At 65.1% G+C, this 14706-nt stretch carries 11 protein-coding genes and 1 pseudogene; 6 read left to right on the top strand and 6 right to left on the bottom strand.

Annotated elements, in window-relative coordinates; all coding sequences use genetic code 11:
* The 4 genes from ACSHSS_RS28060 to ACSHSS_RS28045 all read right to left on the bottom strand — a co-directional run.
* Positions 1-260: MFS transporter (locus ACSHSS_RS28060; RefSeq protein WP_445545790.1), on the bottom strand; the 260-nt coding region annotated here is incomplete at its 3' end.
* Between the two features lie 28 nt (positions 261-288).
* Positions 289-1512 (bottom strand): EmrA/EmrK family multidrug efflux transporter periplasmic adaptor subunit, encoded by a 1224-nt coding sequence (locus ACSHSS_RS28055; protein ID WP_105778487.1) that lies wholly within the window; start codon positions 1510-1512, stop codon positions 289-291.
* A gap of 51 nt (positions 1513-1563) precedes the next feature.
* Complete coding sequence (locus tag ACSHSS_RS28050; protein WP_445545789.1) at positions 1564-3060, bottom strand: efflux transporter outer membrane subunit; 1497 nt, start codon at positions 3058-3060, stop codon at positions 1564-1566.
* Between the two features lie 84 nt (positions 3061-3144).
* Entirely contained in the window at positions 3145-3639 is a 495-nt protein-coding gene (locus tag ACSHSS_RS28045) for a MarR family winged helix-turn-helix transcriptional regulator (RefSeq protein ID WP_006414738.1), read from the bottom strand.
* 329 nt (positions 3640-3968) lie between these two features.
* Here ACSHSS_RS28045 and typA point away from each other — a divergent pair, with 329 nt between their 5' ends.
* From typA to ACSHSS_RS28015, 6 genes are all read left to right on the top strand, one after another.
* A complete protein-coding gene (gene typA, locus ACSHSS_RS28040) occupies positions 3969-5795 on the top strand; it encodes a translational GTPase TypA (protein WP_006400319.1) in 1827 nt (608 codons plus the stop codon).
* A 319-nt stretch (positions 5796-6114) separates the two neighbouring features.
* Positions 6115-8979, top strand: coding sequence for a 2-oxoglutarate dehydrogenase E1 component (locus tag ACSHSS_RS28035; RefSeq protein ID WP_006414736.1), 2865 nt, complete (start codon positions 6115-6117; stop codon positions 8977-8979).
* Between the two features lie 135 nt (positions 8980-9114).
* On the top strand, positions 9115-10407 hold the full coding sequence (gene odhB / locus ACSHSS_RS28030) for a 2-oxoglutarate dehydrogenase complex dihydrolipoyllysine-residue succinyltransferase (RefSeq protein WP_035950407.1): 1293 nt from the start codon (positions 9115-9117) through the stop codon (positions 10405-10407).
* 81 nt (positions 10408-10488) lie between these two features.
* Positions 10489-11919: a dihydrolipoyl dehydrogenase gene (gene lpdA, locus ACSHSS_RS28025; protein ID WP_012213466.1), complete on the top strand. Its 1431-nt coding sequence runs from the start codon at positions 10489-10491 to the stop codon at positions 11917-11919.
* 97 nt (positions 11920-12016) lie between these two features.
* The gene (gene zapE / locus ACSHSS_RS28020) at positions 12017-13114 is read left to right on the top strand and encodes a cell division protein ZapE (protein ID WP_006400314.1); all 1098 of its coding nucleotides are present in this window, start codon (positions 12017-12019) and stop codon (positions 13112-13114) included.
* Positions 13115-13256: 142 nt separating this feature from the next.
* Positions 13257-13667 carry a transposase gene (locus ACSHSS_RS28015; RefSeq protein ID WP_039222131.1) on the top strand — a complete coding sequence of 137 codons (411 nt, stop codon included), beginning with the start codon at positions 13257-13259 and terminating at the stop codon, positions 13665-13667.
* Between the two features lie 101 nt (positions 13668-13768).
* Here the strand turns inward: ACSHSS_RS28015 and ACSHSS_RS28010 are convergent, their stop codons facing one another.
* On the bottom strand, positions 13769-14230 hold the full coding sequence (locus ACSHSS_RS28010; protein ID WP_039222128.1) for a DUF2147 domain-containing protein: 462 nt from the start codon (positions 14228-14230) through the stop codon (positions 13769-13771).
* Between the two features lie 165 nt (positions 14231-14395).
* Positions 14396-14706 (bottom strand): annotated as a pseudogene (locus ACSHSS_RS28005) (ShlB/FhaC/HecB family hemolysin secretion/activation protein); the annotation flags it as partial.

Genomic DNA, 14706 nt, shown 5'->3' with positions numbered 1-14706 from the left:
AGGAACAGGCGTACCTGCCCGATGCGGTCGGTCAGCCAGCCGGTCAGCGGCACGGAGATCGCGTTGGCGACCGCGAACGAGGTGATGACCCACGTGCCCTGGTCGGACGACACGCCGAGGTCGCCCGAGATCGTCGGGATCGCGACGTTCGCGATCGAGGTGTCGAGCACGTTCATGAAGACCGCGAGCGACACCGCGATCGTCCCGATCACGAGTTGCCCGCCCTGCAAGGGCGGGTGAGAGACAGGAGCCTGTGCCATGTCGTTTGTCTTTCCGGAGTCGGAACGGTTACATCAGCTTCGGCGCGGCGGTGCGCTTCGCCGCCGCGGCAGCGGGCGCCGGCCCGTTGCCGCCCGCGTTTTCCGCGATGATGCGCGCGATTTCCGCGTCGGCTTCGTCGCCGTACTTCGCGAACACGTCGGTCTGGTAGACGGTATTCGGCACGTTGACGAGCTGGTCGCCGCGTTCGTCCTTGATGTTGACGTCGACCTGCATCGACAGGCCGATGCGCAGCGGATGCTTGTCGAGATCCTTCGGATCGAGTTCGATACGCACCGGCAGGCGCTGCACGACCTTGATCCAGTTGCCGGTCGCGTTCTGCGCCGGCAGCAGCGAGAACGCCGAGCCCGTGCCGGCCGAGAAGCCGACGACCTTGCCGTGATAGACGACCGACGAGCCGTAGATGTCGGCCGTCAGTTCGACCGGTTGGCCGATGCGCATGTGCTTGAGCTGCACTTCCTTGAAGTTCGCGTCGACCCACACCGCGTTCAGCGGCACGACCGACATCAGCGGCGTGCCGGGCGACACGCGCTGGCCGACCTGCACCGAGCGCTTCGCGACGTAGCCGGTCACCGGCGCGGGCAGCGTGTTGCGCGCGTTCGCGAGGTATGCGTCGCGCACCTTCGCGGCCGCGGCGAGCACGTTCGGGTGCGACGCGATCGTCGTGTTCGCGGTCAGCGCGCGGTTCGACGCGAGCTGCTGCTGCGCGGCGTCGAGCGACGCCTGCGCGGCGCGCACGGCATCGCGCGCGTGCGAGATTTCTTCCTGCGACACCGCGCCCGTCTGCGCGACGGCGAGACGGCGGCGCAAGTCGTCCTCGGCCTTCGACAGGTCGGACTGACGCAGCGCGACCTGCGCGCGGTACTGATCGTCGTTGACGAACAGGCCGCGCACCTGGCGCACGGTCTGCGCGAGGTTCGCTTCCGCCTGCTGCAGCGCGACCTGCGAGTCGGCCGGATCGAGCACGACGAGCGGATCGCCGGCCTTCACCGTCTGCGTGTCGTCGGCCTTGACCGCGATCACGGTGCCCGTGACCTGCGGCGTGATCTGCACGACGTTGCCGTTCACGTATGCGTCGTCGGTTTCCTCATGGAAGCGCGCGACGAGGAAGTAGTAGAGGCCGTATGCGATGGCCGCGATCACGATGACCGCGACGAGCAGCGTCATCATCCGTTTGCGCTTGCCGTTGTTCTGCGGCTGGGCGCTGGCGGCGTTTTGTTGAGGGTCGCTCATGGCGATTTTCTCCGTCCGTTATTTCGAGTGTCTTGGTAGGGCGGCGCCGGATCAGTTGGCGGCCTGTCGGGTCTGTTTGGCGGTCTCGGGCGCCGCGAGCGCGGTGCCGGTCGCATCGAAGCCGCCGCCGAGCGCCTTGATCAGCGCGAGCGGCATGTCGCGACGGCGCATCTTCAGGTTCGTCACGGTCTGCTCCGAGGCGAGCCGGTTGCTGTCCGCGGTCAGCACCTGCAGTTGCGGCGACAGCCCGGCCTTGTAGCGGATCACCGCGAGGTCGTACGCGCGCGTCGACGCATCGAGCGCGCGCTGCGCGTCGCCCATCTGGCGATCGATCGCCCGGATCGCGGCCACTTGCGTCGCCACGTCGTTCAGCGCGCTGATCAGCGTCTGGTTGTAGTTCGCGACCGACAGATCGAAGTCCGCGTAGCGGCCCTTGAGCTGCGCGCGCAGCGCGCCGGCGTCGAAGATCGGCAGGTGGATCGCCGGGCCGAACTGCGCCTGGCGGCTCGTGAAGTTCAGGAATTTGCCCCAGCCGAACGCATCGAAGCCGAAACCGGCCGCGAGGTTCACGTCCGGGAAGAACTCGGCCTTCGCTTCCTTCACGTCGTGCATCGCCGCTTCGACCTGCCAGCGCGCGGCGACGATATCGGGGCGGCGCGACACGAGGTCGGCGGGCAGGTTGTCGGGCAGCGCGACGTCGCCGGCCGGGTTCAGCACCGGCGCGGCGATCTGCAGCCCGCGGTCCGGCCCTTTGCCGAGCAGCGCGGCGAGCTGGTAGCGCACGGTCGTGATCTGACCGTCGAGATCGGACAGCGACGCCTGCGTCGTCGCGATGTTGCCGCGTGCGGTCTGGCGTTCGACGTTCGTGTCGAGGCCGGCCGACACGCGGCCGTCGGTGATCTTGCCGACCGACTCGCGGTTGGCGATCTCGCGCTGCGCGATGTCGCGCAGCGCGTACAGCTGCGCGAGCGAGTTGTAGGTGCGCGCGACCGACGAGGCGAGCGTGATGCGGGCCTGCTGCATGTCGGCTTCTGCGGCCTTTTCCTGCGACACGGCCGTGCGCAGGCGCTCGCGGTTCTTGCCCCACAGGTCGAGCTCCCACGATGCGCTGGCGAGCACGTTGTTCTCGCTGTACCACTGGCCGCCGTAAGGCGGCGGGAAGAGGCCGTTCGCCGAATAGAGCTCGCGCGTCCACGAGTAGCTCGCTTCGGCCTTCGGCAGCAGGTTCGAGCGCGACGATTCGATGTACGACGACGCCTTCGCGATGCGCGCCTGCGCCTGCGCGATCGACGGATTGCCGGCGAGCGCCTCGTCGATCAGCTTCGGCAGCTGCGGATCGCCGAACTGGCTTGCCCAGTCGAGCGACGGCCAGTGGCCGCCCTGGGCCGGAAGGCTCTGCGCCGTTTCGAACTGCGACGCGGGGGCGATCTGCTTGTCGCTCTTGATGCCGATGTAGTTCGCGCAGCCCGCCAGTGCCAGTGCGGCGACCGCGACGGCAACGGCGGTGCGGCGCGACCCGGCACGCACGGACAACGGGGAGGATTTCATCGCGCTGATCCCTGACTCGGAATGAATGATGGACACTGCAAGGATTTCCTTACATTAATCTGTCAAAAGTAATTGTTATGGCAACTATTGCGCGACGCTGCTACCGGCGGTCTCGCAATAGTTGCTGAGAATCCGGCGCAGCATGCTCTTCAGGAAGCCGACTTCTTCCGGCGTGAAGCCGTCCAGCAGCTGATCGAGCACGCTGCGGAAGATCGCCGGCAGCCGCTCGGCCAGCGCCCGGCCTTCGTCGGTCAGCTCAAGGCGCACGACGCGGCGATCTTCGACGGAGCGCACGCGGCACAGCAGCCCGCGTTTCTCGACGCGATCGAGCAGGCGCGTGACCGCGCTCGCATCGATCGCGTATTCGCGCGCGAGCTCCGCGGCCGTCGAGCACTTGCCGACCGCGATCATGAACAGCATGCTCGCCTGCGTGCCCGTGATGCCGAGCTCCTCCTGCGTACGCTGCGTGACGAGGTTCGTCATCAGCGACTTCACGCGCGACATCAGATAGCCGACGCTGTCGTTCATCTGGTACGACGACAGCGCCGAAGCGGGCGAATGAGAAGAGGAATCCGACATAAAACCCTGAAGCTGCAATAGTTGACTAGGCAGCAGTATAGGCACAATTGCTTGCCGCGGCAAATGTTAATCGAACGGATGCGCGCGCGCTGAGCGCGGCCGCATTTCCTTACGCGCATCGGGGTTTTTGCGGTGGAGGGCATGCCGCTTGCGCGCATCGACGGTCGACGGAGTAGGGCGTTGCCGGCGGCCCGCATGCTGCGTTGCAACGCAACGGCCGGCTGACGACATTCGCGCGTGCTATAATTTGAGGCTTTCCAAGCTGCAACGCGCGCGCCCGTGTCGAACGAGCGTGCGCGTTTGCGCGTTCAATCGATTTCCAGGTTTCTATGACCCGCGCCCTTCGCAACATCGCCATCATCGCCCACGTCGACCACGGCAAGACTACGCTCGTCGACCAACTGCTTCGCCAGTCCGGCACCTTCCGCGAGAACCAGCAGGTTGCCGAGCGGGTGATGGACTCGAACGACATCGAAAAGGAGCGCGGGATCACGATTCTCGCGAAGAACTGCGCGGTCGAATACGAAGGCACGCACATCAACATCGTCGACACGCCGGGGCACGCGGACTTCGGCGGCGAAGTCGAGCGCGTGCTGTCGATGGTCGACTCGGTGCTGCTGCTCGTCGACGCCGTCGAGGGCCCGATGCCGCAGACGCGCTTCGTCACGAAGAAGGCGCTCGCGCTCGGCCTGAAGCCGATCGTCGTCGTCAACAAGATCGACCGTCCGGGCGCGCGGATCGACTGGGTCATCAACCAGACGTTCGACCTGTTCGACAAGCTCGGCGCGACCGAAGAGCAGCTCGATTTCCCGATCGTCTACGCGTCGGGCCTGAACGGCTATGCCTCGCTCGATCCGGCGGCGCGCGAAGGCGACATGCGTCCGCTGTTCGAGGCGATCCTCGCGCACGTGCCGGTCCGCCCGGCCGATCCCGACGCGCCGCTGCAGCTGCAGATCACGTCGCTCGACTATTCGACCTACGTCGGCCGGATCGGCGTCGGCCGCATCACGCGCGGCCGCATCAAGCCGGGTCAGCAGGTCGCGATGCGCTTCGGTCCGGAAGGCGAGGTGCTGAACCGCAAGATCAACCAGGTGCTGTCGTTCAAGGGCCTCGAGCGCGTCCAGGTCGAATCGGCCGAGGCCGGCGACATCGTGCTGATCAACGGCATTGAAGACGTCGGCATCGGCGCGACGATCTGCGCCGTCGACACGCCCGAAGCGCTGCCGATGATCACGGTCGACGAGCCGACGCTGACGATGAACTTCCTCGTGAACTCGTCGCCGCTCGCGGGCCGCGAAGGCAAGTTCGTGACGAGCCGCCAGATCCGCGACCGTCTGATGAAGGAACTGAACCACAACGTCGCGCTGCGCGTGCGCGACACCGGCGACGAAACGGTGTTCGAAGTGTCGGGTCGCGGCGAACTGCATCTGACGATTCTCGTCGAGAACATGCGCCGTGAAGGCTACGAACTGGCCGTGTCGCGTCCGCGCGTCGTGATGCAGGAAATCGACGGCGTGAAGCACGAGCCGTACGAGCTGCTGACGGTCGACGTCGAGGACGAGCACCAGGGCGGCGTGATGGAAGAGCTCGGCCGCCGCAAGGGGGAAATGCTCGACATGGCGTCGGACGGCCGCGGCCGCACGCGTCTCGAATACCGGATTCCGGCGCGCGGGCTGATCGGCTTCCAGAGCGAATTCTTGACGCTCACGCGCGGCACGGGCCTGATGAGCCACATCTTCGACTCGTACGCACCGGTCAAGGAAGGCTCGGTCGGCGAGCGCCGCAACGGCGTGCTGATCTCGCAGGACGACGGCGCCGCAGTCGCCTACGCGCTGTGGAAGCTGCAGGATCGCGGCCGCATGTTCGTGAAGCCGGGCGATGCGCTCTACGAAGGGATGATCATCGGCATCCACAGCCGCGACAACGACCTCGTCGTGAACCCGATCAAGGGCAAGCAGCTGACCAACGTGCGCGCCTCGGGCACCGACGAAGCGGTGCGCCTCGTGCCGCCGATCCAGATGTCGCTCGAGTACGCGGTCGAATTCATCGACGACGACGAGCTCGTCGAAGTCACGCCGCAATCGATCCGTCTGCGCAAGCGCTTCCTGAAGGAGCACGAGCGTCGCCGCGCGAGCCGCGAAGCCGCAGTCGACTGAGTCGCGCGGCGCTGATCGCCGGTCGCCAGAAAGCCGCCTTCGGGCGGCTTTTTGCATGGTCGCGCGTCGCATGCGAGGACGCGCTGCAAAACACTGTTTCAACCCTGCGCGGCAATGCGGCAAAACCCCGTCGCACGGCGCTTTCGTGCGTGTTCCGCCGTGAACTTCGGTATCGGTTCTGTGATATGCTGCGCGCACGCAAGTTTTAGGTCCTTCCCAGCAGACTTGATTCGCGCAATCCGCTAAACGGTCAGGCCGTGTCGCGGAAGGTTGAGTAACCCGCTATTTCTCGAGAAGCTCGAAGAAAGGTGAGCGTAAAATGTCAGATGTAATGAAGCAGTTCCAGCTGAACTCCTATTTGTTCGGCGGCAATGCTTCGTACGTAGAAGAACAGTACGAAGCATATCTCGATAATCCGGCGTCAGTGCCCGAGAACTGGCGAGAGTATTTCGACGCGTTGCAGAACGTTCCTGCGACGGACGGTTCGAACGCCAGCGACGTGGCGCATTACCCGATCGTCGAGTCGTTCGCCCAGCGCGCGAAGGCCAATGCCTTCATTCCGCGCGAAAGCGGTACCAATCTGGCAACGGCGCGCAAGCAAGTCCACGTCCAGTCCCTCATCAGTGCCTATCGCTTCCTCGGCTCGCAATGGGCCAATCTCGATCCCCTGAAGCGTCGCGAACGTCCCGCCATTCCCGAACTCGAACCCGCGTTCTACGATTTCTCCGAAGCCGACCTCGACCAGACGTACAGCGCAAGCAACCTGTACTTCGGTTTTGACCAGGCATCGCTGCGCGACATCGTGAAGGGCCTGCGCGACACGTACTGCGGCACGATCGGCGCCGAGTTCATGTACATCAGCGATCCGGAACAGAAGCGCTGGTGGCAGGAGCGTCTCGAATCGATCCGCGCGACGCCGAATTTCTCGGCCGACAAGAAGAAGCACATCCTGAACCGCCTGACGGCTGCGGAAGGCCTCGAGCGCTATCTGCACACGAAGTACGTCGGCCAGAAGCGCTTCTCGCTCGAAGGCGGCGAAAGCTTCATCGCGGCGATGGACGAAGTCGTCCAGCACGCGGGCAAGAAGGGCGTGCAGGAAATCGTGATCGGCATGGCCCACCGCGGCCGTCTGAACGTGCTCGTGAACACGCTCGGCAAGATGCCGGCGGACCTGTTCGCCGAATTCGAAGGCAAGCACGTCGACGACCTGCCGGCCGGTGACGTGAAGTACCACAAGGGCTTCTCGTCGGACGTGTCGACGGAAGGCGGCCCGGTTCACCTGTCGCTCGCGTTCAACCCGTCGCACCTCGAAATCGTCAACCCGGTGGTCGAAGGTTCCGCGAAGGCGCGGATGGACCGTCGCGGCGACGAAGACGGCGCGCAAGTGCTGCCGGTGCAGATCCACGGCGACGCGGCCTTCGCAGGCCAGGGCGTCGTGATGGAAACGCTGAACCTCGCGCAGACGCGCGGCTACGGCACGCACGGTACGCTGCACATCGTCATCAACAACCAGATCGGCTTCACGACGTCGGACCCGCGCGATGCGCGCTCGACGCTGTACTGTACCGACGTCGTCAAGATGATCGAGGCGCCGGTGCTGCACGTGAACGGCGACGATCCGGAAGCGGTCGTGCTCGCGACGCAGATCGCGATCGACTACCGCATGCAGTTCCACAAGGATGTCGTGATCGACATCGTCTGCTTCCGCAAGCTGGGTCACAACGAGCAGGACACGCCGGCCGTCACGCAGCCGCTGATGTACAAGAAGATCGCGCAGCACCCGGGCACCCGCGCGCTGTACGCAGAGAAGCTCGTGCAGCAGGGCGTGATCACCGCCGAGGACGCCGAAGCTTACGTGAAGGCGTACCGCAAGGCGATGGACGACGGCCACCACACGGTCGATCCGGTCCTGTCGAACTACAAGAGCAAGTACGCGGTCGACTGGGTGCCGTTCCTGAACCGCAAGTGGACGGACGCAGCCGATACGGCCGTGCCGCTCGCCGAACTGAAGCGTCTCGGCGAACGCATCACGACGGTGCCGGAAAACTTCAAGGTTCACCCGCTCGTCGAGCGCGTGATCAACGATCGCCGCAACATGGCGCGCGGCGACCAGCCGCTCGACTGGGGCATGGCCGAGCACCTCGCGTTCGCGTCGCTCGTCGCATCGGGCTATGCAGTGCGCCTGACGGGCCAGGACTCGGGCCGCGGCACGTTCACGCACCGTCACGCGGTGCTGCACGACCAGAACCGCGAGCGCTGGAACGACGGCACGTACGTGCCGCTGCAGAACATCGCGGAAGGCCAGGCGAAGTTCACGGTGATCGACTCGGTGCTGTCGGAAGAAGCGGTGCTGGGCTTCGAATACGGCTACTCGACCGCCGAGCCGAACACGCTCGTGCTCTGGGAAGCGCAGTTCGGCGACTTCGTCAACGGCGCGCAGGTCGTGATCGACCAGTTCATCTCGTCGGGCGAAGTGAAGTGGGGCCGCGTGTCGGGCCTCACGATGCTGCTGCCGCACGGCTACGAAGGCCAGGGTCCGGAACACTCGTCGACCCGCATCGAGCGTTTCCTGCAGCTGTGCGCGGATCACAACATGCAGGTCGTCCAGCCGACGACGCCGGCGCAGATCTTCCACCTGCTGCGTCGCCAGATGATCCGTCTGTTCCGCAAGCCGTTGATCGTCGCGACGCCGAAGTCGCTGCTGCGTCACAAGGAAGCGGTGTCGGATCTGTCGGAACTCGCGAAGGGTTCGTTCCAGCCGGTGCTGGGCGAAATCGACGGCGGCATCGACGCGAAGAAGGTCAAGCGCGTGCTGGTGTGCTCGGGCCGCGTCTACTACGACCTCGTCGCGCACCGCCGCGAAACGAAGGCGAACGACGTCGCGATCATCCGTATCGAACAGCTGTATCCGTTCGCGCACAAGCAGTTCGAAGCTGAAATGAAGAAGTACGAGAACGCGACGGAAGTGGTCTGGGTGCAGGACGAGCCGCAGAACCAGGGCCCCTGGTTCTACGTCGAGCACCACCTGAAGGAAGGCATGAAGGAAGGGCAGAAGCTCGCGTACAGTGGCCGCCCGGCTTCGGCCTCGCCGGCGGTCGGCTACTACGCGAAGCACTACGAGCAGCAGAAGGCCCTCGTCGAAGGTGCATTCGGCCGCCTGAAGAGCGCATCGATCGCGAAATAATCGACGGAAGCGATACGGGAAGGCGCGCGGCGCTTTCCCGTCTCTTTTGGCCTGCCGCGCGCGCAGCGCGCCGCACGGGCCGAAAGAGCCGCAGGAATCTCGTCATTACCCAGATTAAGCATCCAGGAAAATCACATGGCTATCGTAGAAGTCAAAGTCCCCCAGCTTTCGGAGTCGGTGTCGGAAGCCACCATGCTGCAGTGGAAGAAGAAGCCGGGCGAAGCAGTCGCGCAGGACGAAATCCTGATCGAACTCGAGACCGACAAGGTCGTGCTCGAAGTGCCGGCGCCGGCCGCGGGCGTGCTCGCGCAAGTGCTGCAGAACGACGGTGACACGGTGGTCGCCGATCAGGTGATCGCGACGATCGACACCGAAGCGAAGGCGGGCGCCGCCGAAGCCGCGGCAGGCGCAGCCGAGGTCAAGCCGGCCGCCGCACCCGCAGCAGCACCGGCCGCTCAGCCGGCTGCCGCGACGGCCGCAGCATCGGCGACGGCCGCTTCGTCGGGCACGGCTTCGCCGGCCGCAGCGAAGCTGCTGGCCGAGAAGGGCCTGTCGGCAGGCGACGTCGCCGGCTCGGGCCGCGACGGCCGCGTCACGAAGGGCGACGCGCTCGCCGCCGGCAGCGCGCCGAAGGCGGCTGCTCCGGCCGCCGCACCGGCAAAGGCCGCAGCCAAGCCGGCGCTGCCGGAAGTGAAGGTGCCGGCGTCGGCAACGACCTGGCTGAACGACCGTCCGGAACAGCGCGTGCCGATGTCGCGCCTGCGTGCGCGTATCGCCGAGCGTCTGCTCGAGTCGCAGCAGACCAACGCGATCCTGACGACGTTCAACGAAGTCAACATGCAGCCGGTCATGGACCTGCGCGCGAAGTACAAGGACAAGTTCGAGAAGGAACACGGCGTGAAGCTCGGCTTCATGTCGTTCTTCGTGAAGGCGGCCGTGCACGCGCTGAAGAAGTTCCCGCTCGTGAACGCGTCGATCGACGGTAACGACATCGTCTACCACGGCTACTTCGACATCGGTATCGCGGTCGGTTCGCCGCGCGGCCTCGTCGTGCCGATCCTGCGCAACGCGGATCAGCTGAGCCTCGCCGAGATCGAGAAGAAGATCGCCGAATTCGGCCAGAAGGCGAAGGACGGCAAGCTGTCGATCGAGGAAATGACGGGCGGTACGTTCTCGATCTCGAACGGCGGCGTGTTCGGCTCGATGCTGTCGACCCCGATCATCAACCCGCCGCAGTCGGCAATCCTCGGCGTGCACGCGACGAAGGAGCGTCCGGTCGTCGAAAACGGCCAGATCGTGATCCGTCCGATCAACTACCTCGCGCTGTCGTACGACCACCGCATCATCGACGGCCGCGAAGCCGTGCTGTCGCTCGTTGCGATGAAGGATGCGCTGGAAGATCCGGCACGTCTGCTGCTCGACCTGTAAGCCGAGTCTCACCGCATTGACCCGCTCCGCACGGGCGCGCCACCGCGCGTCCGTGCGGATGCACAAGTAGAAAGGATTGCCATGTCCAAGGAATTTGACGTCGTCGTGATCGGCGCCGGCCCCGGCGGCTACATCGCCGCGATCCGTGCTGCGCAGCTCGGCAAGACGGTTGCCTGTATCGAGAAGTGGAAGAACCCGGCCGGCGCGCTGAAGCTCGGCGGCACGTGCCTGAACGTCGGCTGCATCCCGTCGAAGGCGCTGCTCGCCTCGTCGGAAGAGTTCGAGAATACGCAGCATCATCTGGCCGATCACGGCATCAGCGTCGACGGCGTGAAGATCGACATCGCGAAGATGCTCGGCCGCAAGGACGCGATCGTCGAGAAGATGACGAGCGGGATCGAGTTCCTGTTCAAGAAGAACAAGATCACCTGGCTGAAGGGCCACGGCAAGTTCACCGGCAAGACCGATGCCGGCGTGCAGATCGAAGTCAGCGGCGAGGGCGAAACCGAAGTCGTCACCGCGAAGAACGTGATCATCGCGACGGGCTCGAAGGCGCGTCATCTGCCGGGCATCCCGGTCGACAACAAGATCGTGTCGGACAACGAAGGCGCGCTGACGTTCGACTCGGTGCCGAAGAAGCTCGCCGTGATCGGCGCAGGCGTGATCGGCCTCGAGCTCGGCTCGGTGTGGCGTCGTCTCGGCGCCGAAGTGACGGTGCTCGAAGCGCTGCCGGCATTCCTCGGCGCAGCCGACGAAGCGCTCGCGAAGGAAGCCGCGAAGCTGTTCAAGAAGCAGGGCCTCGACATCCATCTCGGCGTGAAGATCGGCGAAGTGAAGACGACCGCGAACGGCGTGTCGATCGCCTACACCGACAAGGACGGCAACGCGCAGACGCTCGACGCCGACCGCCTGATCGTGTCGGTCGGCCGCGTGCCGAACACCGACAACCTCGGCCTCGAGGCGATCGGCCTGAAGACGAACGAGCGCGGCTTCATCGACGTGGACGACCACTGCCGCACGGCAGTGCCGAACGTCTACGCGATCGGCGACGTCGTGCGCGGCCCGATGCTCGCGCACAAGGCGGAAGACGAAGGCGTGCTGGTCGCGGAAGTGATCGACGGCCAGAAGCCGCACATCGACTACAACTGCATTCCGTGGGTCATCTACACGTACCCGGAAATCGCGTGGGTCGGCAAGACCGAGCAGCAGCTGAAGGCGGAAGGCCGCGAGATCAAGACGGGCAAGTTCCCGTTCTCGATCAACGGCCGCGCGCTCGGCATGAACGCGCCGGACGGTTTCGTGAAGATGATCGCGGACGCGAAGACCGACGAACTGCTCGGCGTGCACGTGATCGCGGCGAACGCGTCGGATCTGATCGCGGAAGCCGTGGTGGCGATGGAATTCAAGGCGGCGTCGGAAGACATCGCCCGCATCTGCCATCCGCACCCGTCGATGTCGGAAGTGATGCGCGAAGCGGCGCTCGCCGTCGACAAACGCTCGCTGAACAGCTGAGCGTGGTCCGGCGCCGGCCGCACGTCGGCCGGCGCAGCCGTCTCATGACGAAGGCGGGCGGGGTTTCCCGCTCGCCTTCGTTTTTTTGCTTTGCCCGATGAACGTCACCGAATACTACACACGCGAGCTGACCACGCGCGGCTATCAGTCGGACGCCGCGCAGCGGGCGGCCGTCGATCGCCTGCAGCGCTGCTACGACGAGTGGGTCGCGTACAAGGCGCGCCGCTCGAACGCGTTCAAGAAGCTGATCAATCACCCCGATCTGCCGCGCGGCGTCTACATGTGGGGCGGCGTCGGCCGCGGCAAGAGCTTCCTGATGGACAGCTTCTACGCGGTCGTGCCCGTCCAGCGCAAGACGCGCCTGCATTTCCACGAGTTCATGCGCGAAGTGCACCGCGAGCTCGAGGAACTGAAGGGGCAGGCCGATCCGCTCGACGAGCTCGCCCGCCGTATCGCGAAGCGCTACCGGCTGATCTGCTTCGACGAATTCCACGTGTCCGACATCGCCGACGCGATGATCCTGTACCGGCTGCTCGATCGGCTGTTTACGAACGGCGTGCAGTTCGTGATGACGTCCAACTACGATCCGGACGACCTCTATCCGGACGGCCTGCATCGCGACCGCATGCTGCCGGCGATCGCGCTGATCAAGGAGAAGCTCGACGTGATCAACGTCGATGCCGGCATCGACTATCGGCAGCGCACGCTCGCGCAGGTGCAGATGTATCACACGCCGCTCGGCGCGCAGGCCGATCGCGAACTGCGTCATGCGTTCGCGAAGCTCGCGGCGGTGCCCGACGAAAGCCCGATCCTGCATATCGAGAAGCGCGAACTGAAGGCCTTGCGCAAGGCCGACGGCGTCGTCTGGTTCGATTTCGCGACGTTGTGCGGCGGCCCGCGCTCGCAGAACGACTACCTCGAACTGGCGAGCCGCTTTCATGCGATCGTGCTGTCCGAGGTGCCGCAGATGTCGCCGCGCATGGCGTCCGAAGCGCGGCGCTTTACCTGGCTGATCGACGTGCTGTACGACCACAAGGTGAAGCTGCTGATGTCGGCGGCGGTGCCGGCCGAGCAGCTCTACGTCGAAGGCCCGATGGCCAACGAGTTTGCGCGTACGGTGTCGCGCATCGTCGAGATGCAGTCGAAGGAATATCTCGAGACGCCGCGGCGCATCGTCGATACTTCGCTCACCTGAGCGCGGCTGTGCGCGCGTTGCGATCCGATCGTTAAATCCCGTCAAATGCATCGAATCGACGGGCATTTTCAGATTCGTCTTATATTCAGCGTCGAGGTCAGCCGATATCGTTGCGTCATGGTTCCTAAGGCTGGAGATCTCCATGACGCCGTATCGCGAATTGACCGACTACGAATGGCGCAGCGTCGCGCCGCTTCTGCCTGAGATGCAGCCGCGCGCCGAATTGCGCGGCCGTCCGCTCGCCAACACGCGCGCCGTGCTGAACGGCGTGCTGTGGGTGATCTACAGCGGCGCGACGTGGTCGTCGATGCCGCGCCGCTATCCGTCCTATCAAACCTGCCATCGCCGCTTCAAGGTCTGGCACGAGTCGGGCACGCTGATGCGCGTCATGCAGGCGCTGTACGGCGATGCCGGCGTGAATCTGTGCAACGAGCTGTCCGCGCGGATGCGCAAGCATGCGCAGTCGAAGGCGGCCGAGGCGCGCAGCGGCAGCGCATCGGCCTTTCGTGCAGCGAACGGCTGTCGGCCCAATGCGATGAAGCAGGCGGCGTGAGCGGCGGTTCCGTTCACCGTCGCGCCAAATGAAAATCGGCCTGTCGACTTCCGTCGCAGGCCGATTGCTTTATCGCGTTGCGCGCGCGAACGCGCAGTGCGTTACTGCTGGCGCACCCAGGTCTGCGACCGGCCGAGCAGCGACACGCCGATATAGCCGCGTACGACGAGCTTCTGGCCGCCGTCTTCGAGCGTCATCTTGCACTTGTAGACCTTGCCGTTCTCCGGATCCAGGATGTTGCCGCCGTCCCAGTGATCGCCGTCCTTCTTCATCGCCTTGATGATCGTCATGCCCTTGATCAGCTGATCCTTGCGTTCGTCCGTGCACGCCGTGCAGCGGCGATCGGGCGTATCGTTCGCGCCGAGCCCCTTGATCACCTTGCCCGACAACGTGCCGTCGCCGTCCTCGGCAATCTGCACGAGCGCCTTCGGCTGATGGGTGTTGTCGTCGATCGTCTGCCAGACGCCGACGGGGCTGTCCGCTTGCGCGAACGACGGGGCGGCACAGGCGAGCAGGGCGCCGGCGAGTGCAATGGTGCGCAACGGGCGGGTCAGTTGAATCATTGTCGTCCTCCTTGTTTCTCGTGTCGTGTTCGATTGCGCGCGCGAGCCGCCTGCATCGGACGGCCACTTGTTGCGAGCTCAGCCAGAATACGTGAAACCGTGCGCCACGTTTGATAGAGGGCACTCTAATCGAAACGGCCCGCGCGAGGCGGGCCGTTCGGACGATCAGTTCAACTGATACGAGAACGCGGCGTTCACGCGCGGGCTTCTCGATGCGCTTTCGACCGGTGCATCGCCGACCGGCTTCGCGACGGACAGATCGAGGCTGTAGTAGCGGCTGTCGGTCAGCCGCACGCCGACGCCGACCGACGAGAGCCGGTTCGGCAACGGCGTGCCTGCGTGCAGATACACGCGCGCCATGTCGTACGCGACGTACGGCGTGATCGACTTCAGATAGGTCCAGCCCGGCGAGAACGCGCGGTTCACTTCGAGCGACATGCCCCAGCCCGAATCGCCCGACGTCTCGCCCGGTTGAT

This window comes from Burkholderia sp. BC1, assembly GCF_052683555.1.
This window is presented reverse-complemented; position numbering and strand designations above follow the sequence as displayed.